Here is an 18,341-nt window from a genome sequence, read left to right on the forward strand (position 1 = left end):
GTAGGACAGTGGCTTCCCAAGCCACTAGCCCGGGTTCAATTCCCGGCCGGCGCATTTCTGCTGCGAACGAAGTGAGCAGCGAAATCGTCACAGAGAGAATTGACCCCGACGAGTCGTAGCCCGCGTAGCGAAGCGAGCAGGACCGTCTCGGCTCGGTTCAATTCCCGGCCGGCGCACGCTCTTCAATCGTTCGCCGCCCCACGCCCCACTCGCTCACACCGTCCGCCTGTGGGACTCCCGACAGCGCAAATCCTATTATACCCCGGAACTGTACTCGACTGAGAGATCCAGTACGGTGGTTGTAATACCAAAGTACTCATTTCGAGGGGACATATCTCAAGTATGAGCCGAAGTATCCGGCATCCGCACCCGTGGCTCATCACTGGGGTCGGTGGAGCGCTGTTCGTTGCAGCGCTCGTACATCACAGCCGGGAGATGACAACCATCGGCACTGTGAGCGGCTCGCTCCTTGCCCTCGTTCTCGATGGAGTTCCGGCACTCGGACTCGCCTACTTCGGGTACTGGCTCGCCGAGACCGGCTTTTCCGGACGGGATCACCGACGGGTTCTCGGCTGGTGTCTCGGCGGGAGCGCACTGTTCGTCGCAGTGATCGGATCGACCCTCCTGATCCAACTCGTCGAGGGGCGGACGCTTGCCGAGCCGGTCTTCCCGCTGTTAATCGCGGCCGAAGCAGGTGCGCTGGCCGGGGCTGTGGCCGGATACTACAACGTTCGAGCGCGGATGGACGCCCGTCGGGCGCAGACCGTCACTGACGCTCTAGCGTTTGTCAACGGCCTTATTCGGCACGATCTCCGCAACGATCTGACCGTGATCCGTGGGCACGCCGGACTCATCGAGGGGAGAACGATGGACGCAGATCACCGGGACGCACCGCAGGTCATCGTCGAGAAGTCGGACGAGGCGCTCACGCGGATCGAGACGACGCGCGCGATCACGAACACCCTGATCGGCGAACCCGACTTCGACACGGTCGATCTGATCACCGTGGTCACAGAGATGGCCACACAGGTGGAGAACGCGTTCAACGTCTCGGTCATCACAGAACTACCGGACCGAGCGCCGGTCACAGCCAATGCCGGCCTCCGGTCGGTCGTCGATAACCTCCTCATAACGCTGCCGAACACAACGACGCCGACGACCCCAAGATCGAGGTCATCGTCGAACGACAACCGAACGACGTCGTGTTGCGAGTCAGCGACAACGGACCGGGAATACCCGAAGCGAAGAGAGAGACGCTCTTCGAGCCGTCGGATGACGACAGCGACCGAGGTGGCCTCTCGCTCGTGCAGACGCTGATCGAGGGCTACGGTGGGAGCATCCGAATCGAGGACGCCGAACCCACCGGATCGACCTTCGTGGTGCGTCTCCCCCGATCCGACACCGCCGAGAGCCGAGACTCGCAGAGAAGCGAGACGCTTGCCGAGAGCGATAGTGGACGCGCCTGAGGTGCACAACAACCGGGAGATTACGATCGGTCCGGCGGCGTCAACCCCCGTCCGAACTCGTCGAAGTCGTCGACGTCCGCAGGGAGGTCGTACTCGATCTGGCGCTCCTCCCGGCGGGTGGTGAGCCGCTCCTCGATGGGATCGGCAACGGATTCCCACCCGTCCTTGACTTTCAGGCTCTTCGCGGGGGTCCCCGCAGCGATGTGATGGTCCGGGACGTCACCCTGGACAACGGAGCGCGCGCCGACGATGGCGTTCTCGCCGACACGACAACCGGCGCGGACCATCGCATCGTACGTGACGCGGGCGTCGTCGCCGACGATCGTGTGGTAGTTCGCGACCTCGGTCTGGTCGACGACGTCGTGGTCGTGACTGTAGAGGTGGGCGTCGTCAGAGACCGACGCGCGGTCGCCGATCGTGAGTTTGCCGCGGTCGTCGAGGTGGACGTCGTCGTGGATCACGACGTTGTCGCCGACGGAGATGTTGTGGCCGTAAGTGAACGTGATCCCCTTGAAGAACCGGCAGCCGTCACCACAGTCCGCGAAGAGGTGTTTCGCGAGCATCTGTCGGAACTGGAGCGCGAACCCGACGTTGTCGGCCATCGGCGTGGCGTCGAACTGCCGCCAGAGCCACTGGAGATACTTCGATTCGGGGAATCGCTCGTCGTCCTTTTCCGCGTAGTACTCCGATTCCAGCGTCGCGTTGCAGGGGTCATAGCCCTGTACTCGGACCCGTTCAGCGGGCGAGAGTTCCTCACCGGCCTGCCAGCGCTCGTACGCCTCGCGGTCCCCGTGGAGGTCAACGAGCGTTTCAGTGACGATCCGGCAGGTGTCCTCGTCTGACGCGAGTCGGTCGTCGACCTCGTCGATGAACGCATCGACGTTCGATTGCGCCTCCGCAGGGAGGGAGACGTCAACTTTTGTCATCGACGTTGGGTTCGGACTCAGTGGGCAAATCCGTTCGGTTGTGCAGGAGAATCGGCCGACCGAATCGGAATCTGAGATGAGCCCGCTCAGTTCCGGCCGCGGAGGAAGGCGAGCAGTCGATAGTCGTGATCGGGCGTGTACCGGCGGAAGAGCAGGCTGTTACTCAACACCGAGACCGACGACAGGGCCATCGCACCCGCCGCGAGGATGGGCTGGAGCAGTCCGATCGAGGCAAGCGGAATCATCGCGGTGTTGTAGCCGAGCGCCCAGAAGAGGTTCTGCTTGATCTTCGAGAGCGTCCCCTCGGAGATGCGGATGGCTTTCACCACGTCGGTCGGTTCGTCTCGCATCAACGTCACGTCTGCAGCCTCGATTGCAACGTCGGTGCCGGAGCCGATCGCCGTGCCGACGAACGCGGCCGCCAGCGCCGGCGCGTCGTTGACGCCGTCGCCGACCATCATCGCGCGCTTCCCACCGTCTTGGATCGATTCGACCGCGTCAGCCTTCGCTTCGGGGAGGACCTCCGCGCGGACGTTGTCGGGGTCGATCCCGAGATCGGAAGCGACGGCACGGGCGGTCCGTTCGTTGTCGCCGGTGATCATGTGCACGTCGACGCCGCGCTCGTGGAGGGCCGCTACGGCCTCAGCCGCGCGCTCTTTGACCGTGTCGGCGTCCGCGACGACGCCCAGGAGTTCGCCCGTCGCGTCCGCATCGGCGCTCGCCGCAGGGTCCGGGAGCCGCCCGACGAGCATCGCGGTCTTGCCCTCGGATTCGAGTCGCTGCATCGCGTCCTCGGCTGGACTCGGATCGATGCCGGCGTCTTCGAGCAGCCGACGGTTGCCGACAAGGACGGTCGCGCTGCCTCGCGACGCCTCGCTGCCATCGTTCGGGCGTTCCCCAGCGCGTGGTGCTGCCCCTGCCACCCTGGCGCGAACGCCCCGCCCGGGTGCGTTCTCGAAGTCCGTCGCCTCGGGGACCTCAAGATCCCGTGCTTCGGCTCCGGCCACGATAGCACGGGCCAGCGGGTGTTCGCTGTGCTGTTCAGCGGCCGCGGCGAGCCGGAGGAGTTCCGTCTCCGTGTCGTTCGCCTCCGCGTCGGCGGCCTCCTCATCGCCCGCCTCGGAGTCGCGCAGCTGGCCGCCGTCGGGCGCTGCATCGAGCGCGACCACGTCCGTCAGCGACATCTCTCCCTTGGTCAACGTCCCCGTCTTGTCGAAGACGACGGTGTCGACGTCGCGGACGCGTTCGAGGATGTCGCCGCCCTCGAATAGGACGCCGTGCTGTGCCCCGATCGAAGTCCCGACCATCGTCGCGGCCGGCGTGGCCAGGCCGAGCGCACAGGGACAGGCGATCAAGACCGCAGAGGCGAAGACCAGCACGGAGAACTCGAGCGTGGAGACGGTGCCGCCGGCGACCGCCGGCCCGGCGGCCACGACGCCCCACAGCGGGAGCGCTTCGACGAAGCCCGCGAGCGCTTCAGGAAACAGCGCCCAGACGGCAGCCCAGAAGAGTGCGTTCACGATGACCGTGGGCACGAAGTACGCCGAGATCCGGTCGGCGACGTTCTGGATCTCGGGCTGTCGCGACTGGGCCTCCTTGACCGTCTGGACGATCTGCTGGATCGCGGTGTCGGCGCCGACTTTTGCCGCCTCGACCACGAGCACGCCGTTCTGGTTCACCGTAGAGCCGACGACCTCGTCGCCCGGTTCCTTCGAGACGGGAACGGACTCGCCGGTCACCATCGACTCGTCGACCGCGCTCTCGCCGCCGACGACGACGCCGTCGGTTGGGATCTTCTCTCCCGGTCGGACCTTCATCCGGTCGCCGACTTCGACCGTGTCGAGGGAGACTTCGCGTTCCTCGCCGGCCGCATCGACGAGTGTAGCCGTATCGGCCTCCATCTCGAGCAGTGAGCGGAGCGCCTCTGAGGCCTGGCCTTTCGAGCGCGCCTCAAGATAGTTCCCGAGCGTGATGAAAACGAGGATCAGCGCGGCCGTGTCGAAGTACAGCCCCGCGTTCGGGAGGATCCCGACGAGTGCAATCACCGAGTAAGCGTAGGCTGTCGACGATCCGAGCGCGATCAACACGTCCATATTGGCCGTGCGGTTCCGGACGAGGGCCGTGTAACTGTTCTCGTAGAACTCGCGGCCGAGGACGACCTGGACGGGCGTCGACAGCGCGAACGCGACCCATCCGAAGGAGAGGCCCGTGCCGGGGACGGTCTCGGGGACCAGGCCGGGAGCGAAGAGGTGCGCAGCGAGCATCCCGACGAGCGGGAGCGAGAGTACAGCCCCGAACAGCGTCAGGCGCTTCTGTCGGCGTATCTCGGTGTTTCGCGCGGTGTCACGAGCGTCATCGCCGGCGTCGTCCGACGCGTCCTCACCGGACTCACGGACCGGCGCGTAGCCGGCAGCCTCGATGGCGTCGTACAGGTCGTCCATCGAGATCTCGCCGGGGGCGTACTCCACCTGCGCCTCGTCGGTCGCGAAGTTCACGTCCGCCGTGACGACGCCGGGCGTCGACTCCAGCGCCGTCTGGTTCGTCTGCGCGCAGTTGGCGCAGGTCATATCGGTGATCCCGATAGAGACCGTCTCCGACACCGGGTCGTATCCGGCGTCCGAAATCGCCTCGTAGACGGCTCCGAGCGACACCACCTCGGGATCGTACGTCACCGTCGCCTCGTCGGTGGCGAAGTTCACCGATGCCTCGTCGACGCCGTCGAGTTCCTCGAGTGCACCCTGTACCGTCTGGGAACAGTTCGCACAGGACATCCCTCTGACGTCGAGGTTGATCGTCTGGGTATTCATCGTAGTGTTAGGTACGGGTCCCTCTCTTACCCAGGTTGTGCTTTCGATAGTTCGGGTCAGACGGTGCGTGAAACTTCGAATCGAAAGTCAGCCGCGGTTCCCGTGCAGTCGGGGATCAGTCCGCGCCGGATTCGAACTGCTCGTAGCGGTCGCGGAACTGCGCCAGACACGACGGACAACAAAAGTGGTACTGCTCGCCGTCGAACCGCTCGCTACGCCCCTCGCTCGTGACCGTGTTGCCGCACTCCGCACACGAAAGGGCGAACTCCGCGCCGCCGACGGCGGGACTCCACTCGACGTCGCCGACGACGGTGATCGCGTAGTCGTCGATCCGCGAGAGATCCACCAGACCGTCGAGTTGCTCGCGGACGGCGTCGGCGCGCAGTCGCGCGTGGAACACGACGTCACCCTCGGCGGTGACGAAAACGTGCTCAGTCGGTTCGGCCGCGATCACGTTCTCGCGGACCTCGTCGACCGCGTCGGACGGGACGTCGAGCGTCACGAGCACCGGCACACCCGCCCGAAGTTGCGAGCGGTCGACATCGACGGTGAATCGACGGATGACGCCCGATTCGCGCAGGCGCTCGACCCGGTCGGAGACTGCCGGCGGCGAGAGGTCGACGCGCGCTGCGATGTCACTGTACGGACGGCGGCCGTTTTCGACCAGAAGTTCGAGGATCCGGACGTCCGTCTCGTCGAGCGAAGCCATATCTGTGTATGATCTCGTCCACCTAAGTTAGTTTCCCGAAGCGCTTTCGTTTCCAAATCGAACAGGGAGCCGGAGCCACATCTTGGAAACGAAAATCGTCATAGGAGAGCAGTGCCAGAGTCGAGACGATGACGTATGCGATCGCCGTCAAGGGAACGAGTTGCGGGCATTGCGAGCAGACCATCGAGGGGGTTCTGGAGTCGGTCGCAGGCGTCGAGTCAGCGACAGCCGATCGCGACACGGAGACGGCGGCCATCGAGGGCGCAGCGGCCACCGACGAACTGCTCGCAGCGCTCGTGCTCCTCGTCGAAGCCTGACACCACCTCGGCCTGGGGTACGACGAACGCGACGCTGACCGGGTCAATAGTGAGGGCAGACGACAGTGAGACCGTCAGGTTTCCTCAAAGGCGCGCGCTACTCGTCGTCTGCGCCGTCCAGGTGTGCTTCGACCTTGTCGGCGTGGGAGTTGAGCGCGTCGGCGATCGTTCGGGCCTCCTCCGGCGAGAGCGTCACCTCGTCTGCGTGCGCGGGTATCGACTCAAGTTGGCTGTTGTCGAGTTCCAGTTGGAACTGCACGCGATCTGGGTTCTCGCGCGGCGACGTGACGTTCAGCACCGCGACGGCTTCGTCTTCGAAGTCGTGGCCGCGGGCGGCGGCGTCGACGAGATCGAGCGTCGTGTAAGCGTTGACTCTGAGCAAGCGGTTTGGCATAGTGGAGCAATGCAGTCGAGCAGCAAGTCGGTACCGCTCTAAACGTCGAGTGCGGGGGGTTCGCCGAGTGAGTGTTACTCAGTCGTCGGCCGGCGTCGGCGGGCTGGCGTCCAGCCCGTCGTCCTCGGCGTACGGGTACCACGTCATCTTCGTGTTGTGCATCATCGGGTCTTCGTAGTCCGTCTCTTCGGGTTCGACGAACGCGTCGAGTTCCTCGTCGTCGTGGCGGTCGATGAACGCGCGGAAGGACTCGCCCGCCGCACGCTCTGCGGCGAACGACTCGATCAGGTTCGCGATCGCACCCGGCACCTCGTCGACAGGGACGCGCTGAGTGACCCAGCGGGCGAACTGCGGCTCGTCGCCGAGACCGCCGCCGAGACCGACGTCGAGCGCCTCGACCGCCTCGCCGTTCTTGCGAGTCTTCATTCCGCGGAGACTCACGTCGGCAATCTGCGGCTGCGCACAGGAGGCGGTGCAGCCCGACAGGTGAATGTGGAACTCGTCGACGCCTTCGGGGAGGTCGACGTGCTGTTTCAGCCAGCGCGCGAACCGCACTTGCCGGTTCTTCGTCTCGACAATCGAGAGCGAACAGAACTCCGTGCCCGTACAGGCGATCGAACCGCGCATAAACGGCGACGGATCCGGCGAGTAGTGTTCGAGCAGATCCTCCGCGAGGAAGTCGTCGAGTTCGGCGTCGGGGACGTCGGTGACGATGACGTTCTGGCGCTGGGAGAGTCGGACCTCACCGGAGCCGTACTCCTCGGCGAGGTCGGCCAGTTCCAGTACGTCGTCGGCACCCATCCGCCCTACGAGGACGTTCAGGCCAACGAAGTTCGTCCCGTCCTTCTGCCCGTGGACGCCGATGAGGTCGTTTCGCTCGCCCTCGCCGGTGTTGTAGGTGTACTCCTCACGAACGTCGCGACCGGCGGTGTAGAGGTCGAAGTCGACGTACTCCTCCTGGAGCGTCTCGCGGACCTGCTCGGCACCCCACTCGTCGACGAGGAACTTGATCCGCGCGTTGTAGCGGTCCTCGCGGTCGCCGTTGTCCCGGAAGAGCGCCGAGAGGCCGCCGGCGACGTCAGAGACCCGATCCGGGGAGACCCAGACGTCAATGTCGCGGGCGAGGCGAGGTTCGTTCCGTGCGAGGCCGCCGCCGACACGGACGTTGAAGCCGACTTCGTCCTCGCCGTCGATTTCCTTGTACGCCGGCTCGAAGGCGAGGTCGTTGATGTCGCCCTGCCCGGAGCCGTCGGCCGATCCCGTGACGGAGACTTTCCACTTTCGCGGGAGATTCGAGTGGTCGTCGTTGCCCTTGAACGTCTCGTTGAGGTCGCGAATGACTGGCCAGGCGTCGATGACCTCCTGTCCGTCCTTACCGGCGACAGGATTCCCGACGATGTTCCGCCAGGAGTCGCCACACGCCTGCTGGGTCGAGAGACCGTTGGCTTCCAGTTTCTCAAAGACGTCAGGGACGTCCGAGAGTTGGATCCAGTGCAGTTGGATCGACTGCCGCGTCGTGAAGTCGGCGTAGGACTCGCCGAAGATCGGGTTCGTACCTGGACCGCGGGCGTACTCGTCGGCGATTTCCCCGACGACGCGCAGTTGTCCCGGTTCGAGAACTCCGTTCGGTGTCCCGATCCGCATCATAAAGTAGCCTTCCTGACCGTTCCGCTGGTGGTACAGCCCCCACCACTTGAAGCGCTCGAACCACGCGTCCCGCTCGTCGTCAGGGATGGTCTCGAAGCCCTCCTCGGCGAATTGGAAGAGGTGTTCGCGTATTTCGTTCCCGTAGACCTCGGATTTCCAGTTCTCGACGTCCGTTGGCATCGTTGTCGTCTACAAGACCCCCACCTTCAAAGAGGGACGCGTGTCGTCAACCCTTCCCGCTGCTCCCGCCTCCCGGTGATTGTTGCTTCTTCCTCACGATCACTCCCCGGACTGGGCGTTGAGAACACTCTCACGCTCCAGATCGGTGAATTCGTCGTCTATGATCCGGCCCACAGGGATCCATTCCGTGGTCGATTTCGTGCCGCAGGCGATGCACTGTCCGTAGACGCGAACCTCGACGGTCGCCCCGTCGACACCCACCGCCTGGAAGTTCTCGACCACGAGGTCTGCCAGGTCGCAGTCGCAGAATTCCCGGCTGTGAAGCCGCCAGAGTTCGCTCACGCTCACCCGACGGGTGTCGTTAACAGAGAGCCACGCCCCGTCGTCGAGGATCCGAAGTCGAACGGTCATACGCCCACTACGGGCCCCACGGTTCCGTCTCTGACGGCGGTCACAAACTGCGACGCGTTCGCTGACACCGAGATTCCGGGATATCTGATTGCAGTCCATCGGTTATTGCCCATAACGTACGTCGGAGATGCCGGAAGGGATTTCTGGTATCGGGGAGCAGTGGTCCGATTTACGCCTGAAGCGGCCCTTATGCGGGTTGGCTCCGTAGCGGCGGTTGATGACCGACCCTGTCCCGATTGCTGATCGAACTACTACAGCGGGGGCCCGCCAACACGCCCCGGCCGACGTCGCCCCGGAACTCTACGCGACAGCACAGAATGACGCCGATGCCGATGCGAACGACAGCGAGCCGGCCCGCGATGCGAGCAGTCGCTAATGAATCAAAAGATGGAATTCGAAGACGACGCGAGCGAGAGCGAAGCGAGTACCGACGCCGAAGACAGCGCCGACGAGGACGTCGAAACCAGTCACCTCGACGAGCTGTCGGACGGTGCCGGCTGCACCGAAATCTGGGAACATCTCTCTGACGGGCGCGACGAGTAACGACAGTGACATCCGAGGCGGGCGGTCGACCCCCCGAAGCACGTCGGCCATCGAGCCGATGATTCTCGGCCCGCCCACTCAACGGAGAGAGTCTTTTACTTCCGGGCTCGCTACGTAAATCCGACGATGCCCGAGGACGCTGACGCAGACCGACGCCTGCCCGCCGATCGAGAAGAGCCGGTCGGCCGGCCGGTCGTCCGCGCCGACCCCGCCGTCACCGGTGAACGGGCGAAAGAAGCCGTCGGATTCAATCCTGACGACCCCGAAAGCGTCGCCGAGGCGGCCGAGACGGTGCTTGCATTCTCACAGAACACCGTCGGTGCCGCTGACAACGTTTATATGCTCCGGGGAGCCGCGGCCTGTGCCGCACTCGTCAGAGGGGTCGGCTCGTACAAGCAGGCGGTCAAGCGCGCTGGCGGCGACGTGTCGGTGTCGTTCGTTCGCAAGTGGGCCCGCGTTCACGACCTCCCGCAGGCGATCCGCCGGCACGTCGCCCGCGGCGACATCGCACCGACCGCCGCGAAGCACATCGCGCGCGTCTCGGGGATTGACCGCTTCGATCTGGCGTGGGCAGTCGTCGACGCCGACCTCACCGTACGACAGGTTCGGCGGATCGCCAGCGAGGTCGACGGTGACACCACCGCCGCAGAGGCGCTCGCCGCCCGCGGCATCGATCTGGGACGACTCGAACTCTCGCTGCCGAACGACGTCTACCGCGAACTTCGACGCCGGGCCTCGATCGAGAACAGAAATCCCGGTGATATGGTCTCGGAGGCCCTGCAGACGTACTTCGACGAGGAGACTGTCACGCCGGAGTGAGGCGGGCTCCAGCGGTCCAGCGTTAGGCCGTGCCGTCTGCCGGATCGGGTGTCGGCAGGGACAGCGAGACGACAGCACCATCGCTATCGGTTGATCCGAAGCGGAGCGACCCGTCGGATCGCTTCGCCACGTAGTAGACGAACTGGAGCCCCAGTCCCGATCCGTGAAACAGCGGCGTGATGTCACCGGGACCCTGTGCCGCCTGCTGTTCCATCTCGGGGATGCCGGGACCGGTATCGGAGACGGTCACGACCATCCGATCGTCCTCGCGGCCGACGTGGACTGTCACGTCGGCATCGTCGCCAGCGTGGACGAAGGCGTTCTCGACAAGTTCCGTGATCGCGTCACGGATCTCCGGGACGGCGCTGACAATGAACGGCTTCTGGCACTCGACGGTGACCGTCCGGTCGGGGTAGTCCGCGTCGAGAGCATCGACGACATCGTCCAGCACCGACCGCAGGGAGTGGCGCTTGTGTACCGGTTCGTCCGTGAGGAGGTCGACGATGCGACGCTCCTTGTCGGCGAGTTCGACGAGGTCAGCGCCGGCCGCACGGATCTGTTCCGCCGAGCGACGGGCATCGCCGCTACTGCGATTTTCGAGGAGTTCTGCGTGCCCCAGGATGAGGTTCATCTTGTTGTAGAGGTCGTGTCGCAGGACCCGATCGAGCACCCGCAGTTGGTGTTCGCGCTCCGCCCGATCGGTGATGTCACGACATATGGCGACCGTGCCGTTGATCGTTCCGTTCTCACCGTAGTGGGGGTAGCGCGTGGTGACGAACGACCGCTGGCCCTTCGTCGGGAACGTGGGGGAGATCTCGTAATCGATCGAGCGCTCGGATTCGAGGACAGCGCGCTTGTGTTCGGTCACCTTTCGCGCGCTCGAGGGATTCATAAACGCGGACTCGTCGGCACCGATGAGCTCCGAGCGTGGGACGTCGGCGTACTCGACGACGGCGTCGTTGACGACCTCGAAGGTGCCGTCGCAGTCCTGCAGCATAATCGGATCGTCGAGACGGTTGGCGATCTCTCTGAAGGGCTTCAGGCGTTCGCGGGTGTGCACCCGCTCGGTGATGTCGGTCTGGATGGCGACGAACCCCTCGAGGGATCCGTTCTCGGCCGTGATCGGGGCGATCGTCTCGGAGGCGTGGTAGTGCTCGCCGGATTTGCGCTGGTTCACGATGGGATCGGACCACACCTCGCCGGACGTAATCGTGTTCCAGAGGTCCGCGTAGTACTCCTGGCTCATTTCGCCCGATTTGAGCAGTGAGGGATCCGCCCCAATCGCCTCCTCGGGGGCGTATCCGGTCACGTCTTCGAACGCCGGGTTGACGTATCCGATCGTGCCGCTCCGATCGGTGATGAAGATCGCGTGTCCAGCGGCCTCGACTGCCCGTTTGAATCTCCGAGCGGCGTCTCTGGGTCGGTCGTGGTCGGTGACGATCTGGAGCGCGCCGCGGACGCCGACGACCTCGCCGGCGACGACGACCGGGCGTCCCTGCGAACGAACCTGCCGCGTCTCGCCGTCAGCGCGGACGAGTCGGTACGTCGAATCGAACCGCTCCCCGTCGAGTGCCGTGTCGATGTCGGCCCGGATCGCTGCACGGTCCTCGGGGTGATAGCACTCAATCGCCCGTTCGAGTGTCGGTTCGAGCGAGCGGTCGACGCCGTGCATCCGGTAAGTCTCCGCCGTCCACGTGAGCGTCTCTGTGTCGGGGTCGAACTCCCAGCCACCCACCCCGGTGAGTGCAACGGCGGCCGCGAGCAAGTCGCGATCGGCCGCGTGAGGATTGTCGACGGCGGATTCAGCGGGGAGACACGCCTCGATTACGTCGGCGAGGAGGGCGCGGTCATCGGTGTCGATCGACTGCGGAACGTATCGAACGGTCGCGTCGCCCGCAGCCAGACGTGCCAGGTCGTCGTCGGGGCGCTCCGGATAGAGCACGGTCGGGGGCAGCCGGCCGGTCGGAGAAGCACCCGTGTCGCTGTCGCCACCGATCGACTCAGCGCCAGCCCCGTTGGTGGCGGGGCTGCCGGACGGAGAGTGACGTCGGGAGACGATGCATTCGACCCGCGGGCGCGAGGTCGGTGGGGCGTCGGCCACGGCGACGTCGACGACCCGGGACCAATCGGCGAGCGCGTCGCGGACGACCGCCGCGAGCGCGTCGTCGCCACGAACGAGAATCGTCGGCGGGGTCGTCGAGTCGTCGTCTCTCGGGGTGCGGGAATCCGCCGCATCGGTGTCTGCAGCGTACTCTCCCGGATCGTTTTCGCCGAACACTGTGACCAGGTTCGTCGGCGGAAGAATGAATACCTGTTCTTCTCGTTCTCCGGGGGCAGATCGACACACTCGAAGAGCAAACCCTTATGCCCGGCCGCCAGTTATTCCTGATTGAGGGCCGGTAGCTCAGTTCGGCAGAGCGTCTGGCTTTTAACCAGACGGTCGCGCGTTCAAATCGCGTCCGGCCCGTTCTCCAGTCGCAAGCACGACCGCGAGCGGCAGGCATTCTACCCGGCGGGATTCGAATCCACGGAGACTCAGGGCAGCGACCCGTTGAGTACCTTCGCGGCGACGAGTACGGGGTCCCAGACCGGACTGAACGGCGGCGCGTAGCCGAGGTCCTGCCGTTCGAGTTCGCCCACGGTCAGTTCGCCGCCCAGCGCCGTCGCGACGGTGTCGATCCGGACGGCCGCCCGGTCGGTCCCGGCGATGCTGCCACCGAGAAGCTGACCCGTGTCGCGGTCGGCGACGAGGGTGACTGTCGTCTCGGCCGCGCCGGGATAGTAGCCCGACCGGGATCCGGCGGTGATCGTTTTAGCGACCGGATCGAAGCCGGCCTCCCGGGCACGCTGATGATCCAGAATCCCGGTCCGACCGCACTCGAGGTCGAACGCTTTGACCATCGCCGTTTCGGCGACGCTCCCGACGGGGGTTGGCTTCCCGCCGACCGTCGCGCCGATGGCCCGGCCGGCGCGGTTCGCCGGGAGTCCGAGAGGATCCCAGGTCGCCTCGCCTGTGACGGTATGTGGCATCTCCGCGACGTCGCCAGCGGCGTACACGTCGCCGACGGAGGTGCGGCCGTAGGCGTCGGTGGCGACTGCGCCCGAGGCCCCGAGGTTGATCGGCGTATCGGCGGCGAGTTCGGCGTTCGGACGGATTCCGATCCCGACGAGTGCGGCGTCGACGTCGAGCTCCGAGCCGGTGTCACAGACCACCGCGTCCACGGTCCCGCCGTCGCCGCGAAGGCGGACGACCTCCTCGCCGAAGTGGGTTGTAACGTCCGCGTCGCGGAGTACCTCTATGACCGCGTCGCCGACGGCGTCGCCAAAGCCCGGAACGGGGCGTGCGGAGCGCTGGAAGAGGTGTACGTCCACGTCCCAGGCGTCGAACGCCTCGGCCATCTCGACGCCGACGTAACCCGCGCCGACGATTGCGACCGTCTCCGGCGGTGTCATCGCCCCGTATCGCTCGGCCACGTCTGTCGCGACTGCGTCGTCGCCACCGAGGTCGGCGACAGCGAACTCGTCGGGCGGGGTGAGGTACGCTCGAATCGCCGCCGCGTCGTCGAGGCCGTGAAGCGTGAAGACTCGGTCGAGCGACGAGCCCTCGATCGGATCGTCGACCGCGCGAGCACCCGTGGCGATTATGAGGTCGCCGTACGGCTGTTCGAACGGCTCGCCGCCCGCTCGGACGGTGACGGTCCGCGATTCGGTATCGACCTCGACGACCTCGTGCCCCCGGCGCAGGTCGATGCCGCGTTCCGCCACCGCGGCGGGTGACAGCGAGAGCAGGTTCTCGAGGTGCTCGACCTCGCCTTTGACGAAGTACGGCGTCCCGCAGTGTGCGTAGGAGATCCACTGACCCTTCTCGAAGACGACGACGTCCCGGTCAGGATCGGTTCGACGGCACTTGCTCGCGGCCGAGAGGCCGGCGGCGTCACCTCCGACGACGACAAACGGGTCTGCCATATCGCCCTCTGCGGCGGCCGAGGGTAGATAGCTTTCGCCGGACGACACCGGTCGCGCACGGCCACGGACGTACAACCCGGAGTTGCCGATCCCCAGCAGATGATTTTACTGGGTCGCGGCGCGAAAGATCGGTATGGACGTCGCGGCCGTGCAACTGCCGGCGAAGAACGCCCCGAACGAGAACCTCGACCGGGCCGTCTCCCGGATCCGGGACGCTGCCGACGCGGGGGCGGAACTGGTCGTGCTCCCGGAACTGTGGCCGGTCGGGTACTTCGCCTTCGACGGCTACGACGACGCCACCGAGTCGGTCCCGGGAGAGACGACGGATCGACTTGGCGTGCTCGCCGACGACCTGTCGATCTACCTCCACGGCGGAAGCGTGCTCGAACGTGAGGGTGATGGCCTCTACAACACCTCCCCGTTCTTCGGGCCGGACGGCGACCTGCTCGCGACCTACCGGAAGATGCACCTGTTCGGCTACGAGTCCGAGGAGGCACGCCGGCTCACGCCCGGATCTGATGCCTGCGCCGTCGAGACCGAATTCGGGACGGTCGGGCTGACGACCTGCTACGACCTCCGTTTTCCCGCGCTCTACCGGTCGCTCGTCGACAAGGGCGTCGAGATGCTGCTCGTCACGTCCGCGTGGCCGTTGGAGCGACTCGATCACTGGCACCTCTTCGCTCGCACCCGGGCCATCGAGAGCCAGTCGATCCTCGTCGCCGCGAATCTCGCCGGGTCCATCGAGGGGGTTGATCTCGCCGGAGAGAGCGTCGTAATCGATTCCTGGGGCGTCGAGCGGGCTAACGCCGGGCGGGCTCCCGGAACTGCCCGGGCTGAGATCGATCTCGACGCAGTTCGGGACGCGAGAGCGACGTTCCCGGTGCTGGAGGACAGGCAGCTCTGAGCGGGGTGAGAGTTTATATCCGAAGACGGGACCAGGGCCGCCGTGACCTGACGCGAGTCCCGCGTCGGATTGCGGTTGTCCGGCACATCGACGCGGGAGGCCCACCAGTGCAGGTGCCGGCTGTTCGCCCCTGTTGTGCCCATAGAACGGATCTGCAGTGGAAGTCTGAGGGGTCGATCTCGGCGCGATACCAGCGTGTCACGCCCGCACGTTCCCGCCGTTCGAGTCGCCGACGACGGCCTCGCCGTCGTAGACGACTTCACCGCCCCGGAGCGTCAGATCCGGGAAGACGCCGTCTCGCCCCTCGAACGGCGTCCACCCGCACTTCGAGTGCAGATTGTCGCCGTGGATTTCGCGGATTTCGTCAGGATCCACTAACACGAGATCGGCGTCGTATCCTTCCTGAATTCGGCCTTTCCGCGGGAGGCCGAAGATCGACGCGACGTTCGCAGCGGTGACGTCGCGGACGCGCTCGTAGGAGAGTTCCCCCTCGCCAGCGCGAGCCAAGAGCAGCGGAAGCATCGTCTCGACGCCGGGGACGCCGCTCGGCGCATCCCAGAGTCCAGCCTCCTTCTGCTCGCGCGTGTGCGGCGCGTGGTCAGTTGCGACGATGTCTATGTCGCCGTCGACGAGCCGCTGCCACAGGCCGGAGCGGCGCTCCTCGCTCCGGAGTGGGGGGTTCATCCGGCCGTACGTCCCCAGTTCGGTCGCGTCCGCGCGAGACAGGAGCAGGTGGTGGGGCGTCGCTTCGCAAGTCGCATCGCCCGCGACCGCGGCGTCGACGCCCTCAGGCGTGCTCGTGTGCGCGACGTGGATGTCCGCACCGGCGTCCGCACCGACGTCAACTGCGCGCTCGACCGCCGCCGCTTCGGCCTCGGCAGCGCGGTACTGGCTCCAGACGTCGGCGTCGGCGTCGCGGCCGGTACCGCCGGCGTCGCGCTCGCGGGCCGACTCGTCGAACAACTCGGCGTCCTCAGCGTGGACGGTGACGACGACGTCGTCTTCGGCGGCACGCGCCACTGCGTCGGCGAAGAGCGACGCGTCGATCCCCATATCGCCGGTCGAGTCGGCGAGGAAGACCTCGCCGAGCGCGAACATCGGTCGGTCGAACAGCGATGCAGGGTCCCAGTCGGGGGTGACCCCACCGTTGATGCCGTAGTCGACGGACGACGCGGCCGCCAACGAGGCCTTCTCGTCGAACGCCTCGCCAGTCACCGTCGGGGGTGTCGTGTTCGGCTGGTCGACCACCGTCGTTACGCCCCCGGCAACGGCGCTCTGCGAGCCAGTTGTCCAAGTCTCCTTCTCGCCGTGTCCGGGTTCGCGAAAGTGAACGTGCGCGTCGATCGCGCCGGGCAGCAGGAGCCGTTCGTCGGCATCGATGATGCGGTCGTGCGACTCGGCGTCGACCGATTCGGCCACCCTGGCGATCCGACCGGAAGCGATCCGGACGTCGCGGACCCGCCCGTCAGCGAGTCGCGCGTCGTGGAGAAGTGTCGACATACGCAGACGTCGCCCGCGGCGGACCTAAGCCCAGCGGTTCGATCCGAACGTCCAGGCCGACGGACCTAAGCGCCGGCCGTCCAGCGATAGCGTATGCGCGGTGAGATGGCGTGACGGCCACGAGCACGAACGAACGAGGTAGGGTGAGTCGAGTCCAGCTCCCTGAGTCGACGCTTCGCGAGTACCGGCGGTTCTCGCTGTACAATTCGCCGTATCCAGCACACGACGCGGGCTGTGCGATCGACCTGTATCCGGCCACGAACGTCGGCTGCTCGCCCATCGCCGGCGAGGTCGTCGAAACCCGGACCGTCCGCGCCCCGTCGAAATCGTACGCGGACGACGAGGAACACTTGATCCTCGTCGACGTCGACCTCGGGGCGAGCGGTATCGACGTCGAATCGCCGGGCCAGGGCCTCGTGGCCCGAGTGCTACACGTTCGGCCGACTGTGACCTCGGGCGACTGGATCTCCGTCGGCGACTCACTCGGGTCGATGGTCCGCTCGGGTTTCTTCGCGCCGTGGGTCGAGAACCACGTCCACGTCGGGTTTCGGCGGCCGTCGCAGCACCTCCACCGGGCCGGGGGGTCGCTACCGGTCGATGTCGGGGTCGATGTCGAGCCGCTGCCGTGGGACGGTACCGGAACCGTGATCGAGGTCGGTGAGACGTACGCGCTGTTGGACGCTCCGGAACACCCCGCAACCGGCGAGCGGTTCGCCGGCGTGGGAGCGACGGTCGGTACCGATGAGCCGGCTAAGACGGCGGGATCGGCCCGACGAGTCGCCCTCGATGGCGGCTTTGCTCACTACGCGGCCGGTGGCGCGCTCGGTTCCGTGGGCCGCGAGCGCGCCGACGAGACCGTGTCGTTTCTCGATCAGCCGATCGGAGCCCGCACGAACCGGACGGTCACCTGGCGTGACGTCGACGTCCTCGCGAACGGTGATCGGATCACTGGGCTCTCGCTGTTCGTTGGCATCGACCCGTCGTTCGGTGCGAAACTCGTCTGTCCCGACTGGGAGTGTTCAGTCGGCGAGCAGGTCCGGGTGACGGTCCGCGACAGCGACGATCCGATCCGTCTCGGCTGAACGTCACCCCTCGAAAGCGACGTCCTCGCGCGTGGCCACCTCGCCGAACAGCCAGTCGGCGTGGTCGAGGGCGTACTCCCGGTGAGCGTTCTCGATCGCGCCGATCGAATCTTCGACGAGTACCGGACGGTAGTCCCGGAGCCCGGCACTGCCGGCAGTGTGGAGGACGCAGACGTTCGCGAGCGTCCCGCAGATGAGCAGGTCGTCGATGCCGCGGGCGGTCAGCCAGCCGTCGAGTTCGGTCTGGTGGAACGCATCGTAGGTGTGCTTCTCGACGACGTGATCCTTGTCTCTGGCCTCGAGGGCGTCAACGATCTCGGCATCCCAGGAGCCTTCGAGGACGTGTTCGCCCCACTGATCGAACTCGTCGTAGTAGTGCGTATCGTCGAACTGCTCCGGCGGGTGGACGTCGCGAGTGAAGATGATCTGTGTGCCGGCATCGCGAGCGTCGGCGACGAGGTCGGCGACGGCGTCGACAACTGTTTCGCTGCCGGGAGCGTAGAGGCTCCCGTCCGGGTGGCAGAACCCGTTCTGCATATCGACGACGACGACCGCAGTGCGTGCAGGATCGAACGTGAGCATATGCAATTGTCGCTCGTACAGAGCAAAATGGGTTCCGTCGATTCGGGAGTCGGGATAGTGACGACACGTATCTCGGGACTCTGAGGAC

At 65.9% G+C, this 18,341-nt stretch carries 17 protein-coding genes, 1 tRNA gene and 1 pseudogene; 9 read left to right on the plus strand and 10 right to left on the minus strand.

Going from position 1 to position 18,341, the window contains the following annotated elements:
* Positions 1–342: 342 nt before the first annotated feature.
* Positions 343–699: pseudogene (locus ABEI27_RS07660) on the plus strand (histidine kinase); the annotation flags it as partial.
* Positions 700–1,175: 476 nt separating this feature from the next.
* On the plus strand, positions 1,176–1,466 hold the full coding sequence (locus ABEI27_RS07665) for a sensor histidine kinase (protein ID WP_375798910.1): 291 nt from the start codon (positions 1,176–1,178) through the stop codon (positions 1,464–1,466).
* Between the two features lie 20 nt (positions 1,467–1,486).
* Here ABEI27_RS07665 and ABEI27_RS07670 read toward each other — a convergent pair whose 3' ends face one another.
* The 3 genes from ABEI27_RS07670 to ABEI27_RS07680 form a co-directional block, all read right to left on the minus strand.
* Complete coding sequence (locus ABEI27_RS07670) at positions 1,487–2,392, minus strand: acyltransferase (protein WP_375798820.1); 906 nt, start codon at positions 2,390–2,392, stop codon at positions 1,487–1,489.
* A gap of 86 nt (positions 2,393–2,478) precedes the next feature.
* Complete coding sequence (locus tag ABEI27_RS07675) at positions 2,479–5,199, minus strand: heavy metal translocating P-type ATPase (protein ID WP_375798821.1); 2,721 nt, start codon at positions 5,197–5,199, stop codon at positions 2,479–2,481.
* Positions 5,200–5,314: 115 nt separating this feature from the next.
* Positions 5,315–5,908: an AsnC family transcriptional regulator gene (locus ABEI27_RS07680; RefSeq protein ID WP_375798822.1), complete on the minus strand. Its 594-nt coding sequence runs from the start codon at positions 5,906–5,908 to the stop codon at positions 5,315–5,317.
* Positions 5,909–6,036: 128 nt separating this feature from the next.
* Between ABEI27_RS07680 and ABEI27_RS07685 the strand changes: the two genes are divergently transcribed.
* On the plus strand, positions 6,037–6,225 hold the full coding sequence (locus ABEI27_RS07685; RefSeq protein ID WP_375798823.1) for a heavy-metal-associated domain-containing protein: 189 nt from the start codon (positions 6,037–6,039) through the stop codon (positions 6,223–6,225).
* Between the two features lie 97 nt (positions 6,226–6,322).
* On the opposite strand, the gene ABEI27_RS07690 is transcribed toward ABEI27_RS07685, so the two are convergent.
* The 3 genes from ABEI27_RS07690 to ABEI27_RS07700 form a co-directional block, all read right to left on the minus strand.
* The gene (locus ABEI27_RS07690; protein WP_375798824.1) at positions 6,323–6,619 is read right to left on the minus strand and encodes a DUF6360 family protein; all 297 of its coding nucleotides are present in this window, start codon (positions 6,617–6,619) and stop codon (positions 6,323–6,325) included.
* Positions 6,620–6,697: 78 nt separating this feature from the next.
* Entirely contained in the window at positions 6,698–8,446 is a 1,749-nt protein-coding gene (locus ABEI27_RS07695) for a nitrite/sulfite reductase (protein WP_375798825.1), read from the minus strand.
* 99 nt (positions 8,447–8,545) lie between these two features.
* The gene (locus ABEI27_RS07700) at positions 8,546–8,857 is read right to left on the minus strand and encodes a hypothetical protein (protein ID WP_375798826.1); all 312 of its coding nucleotides are present in this window, start codon (positions 8,855–8,857) and stop codon (positions 8,546–8,548) included.
* A 217-nt stretch (positions 8,858–9,074) separates the two neighbouring features.
* Between ABEI27_RS07700 and ABEI27_RS07705 the strand changes: the two genes are divergently transcribed.
* From ABEI27_RS07705 to ABEI27_RS07715, 3 genes are all read left to right on the plus strand, one after another.
* Positions 9,075–9,233 (plus strand): hypothetical protein, encoded by a 159-nt coding sequence (locus ABEI27_RS07705; protein WP_375798827.1) that lies wholly within the window; start codon positions 9,075–9,077, stop codon positions 9,231–9,233.
* Positions 9,234–9,244: 11 nt separating this feature from the next.
* Complete coding sequence (locus ABEI27_RS07710; RefSeq protein WP_375798828.1) at positions 9,245–9,400, plus strand: hypothetical protein; 156 nt, start codon at positions 9,245–9,247, stop codon at positions 9,398–9,400.
* Positions 9,401–9,526: 126 nt separating this feature from the next.
* Positions 9,527–10,219: a hypothetical protein gene (locus ABEI27_RS07715; protein ID WP_375798829.1), complete on the plus strand. Its 693-nt coding sequence runs from the start codon at positions 9,527–9,529 to the stop codon at positions 10,217–10,219.
* A gap of 22 nt (positions 10,220–10,241) precedes the next feature.
* Here ABEI27_RS07715 and ABEI27_RS07720 read toward each other — a convergent pair whose 3' ends face one another.
* Positions 10,242–12,497 carry a PAS domain S-box protein gene (locus ABEI27_RS07720; protein ID WP_375798830.1) on the minus strand — a complete coding sequence of 752 codons (2,256 nt, stop codon included), beginning with the start codon at positions 12,495–12,497 and terminating at the stop codon, positions 10,242–10,244.
* Positions 12,498–12,612: 115 nt separating this feature from the next.
* Here ABEI27_RS07720 and ABEI27_RS07725 point away from each other — a divergent pair.
* Positions 12,613–12,686 (plus strand) — tRNA-Lys (locus ABEI27_RS07725).
* 68 nt (positions 12,687–12,754) lie between these two features.
* On the opposite strand, the gene ABEI27_RS07730 is transcribed toward ABEI27_RS07725, so the two are convergent.
* Positions 12,755–14,185, minus strand: a complete 1,431-nt coding sequence (locus ABEI27_RS07730; RefSeq protein ID WP_375798831.1) for an FAD-dependent oxidoreductase — start codon at positions 14,183–14,185, stop codon at positions 12,755–12,757.
* A gap of 133 nt (positions 14,186–14,318) precedes the next feature.
* Between ABEI27_RS07730 and ABEI27_RS07735 the strand changes: the two genes are divergently transcribed.
* Positions 14,319–15,089, plus strand: coding sequence for a carbon-nitrogen family hydrolase (locus ABEI27_RS07735; RefSeq protein WP_375798832.1), 771 nt, complete (start codon positions 14,319–14,321; stop codon positions 15,087–15,089).
* 198 nt (positions 15,090–15,287) lie between these two features.
* On the opposite strand, the gene ABEI27_RS07740 is transcribed toward ABEI27_RS07735, so the two are convergent.
* Complete coding sequence (locus ABEI27_RS07740) at positions 15,288–16,589, minus strand: dihydroorotase (protein WP_375798833.1); 1,302 nt, start codon at positions 16,587–16,589, stop codon at positions 15,288–15,290.
* Between the two features lie 143 nt (positions 16,590–16,732).
* Here ABEI27_RS07740 and ABEI27_RS07745 point away from each other — a divergent pair, with 143 nt between their 5' ends.
* Entirely contained in the window at positions 16,733–17,671 is a 939-nt protein-coding gene (locus ABEI27_RS07745; protein ID WP_375798834.1) for a hypothetical protein, read from the plus strand.
* 3 nt (positions 17,672–17,674) lie between these two features.
* Here ABEI27_RS07745 and ABEI27_RS07750 read toward each other — a convergent pair whose 3' ends face one another.
* A complete protein-coding gene (locus ABEI27_RS07750; protein ID WP_375798835.1) occupies positions 17,675–18,253 on the minus strand; it encodes a cysteine hydrolase family protein in 579 nt (192 codons plus the stop codon).
* Between the last annotated feature and the right edge of the window lie 88 nt (positions 18,254–18,341).

This window comes from Halobellus sp. (assembly GCF_042218505.1).
Lineage (GTDB): Archaea > Halobacteriota > Halobacteria > Halobacteriales > Haloferacaceae > Haloquadratum.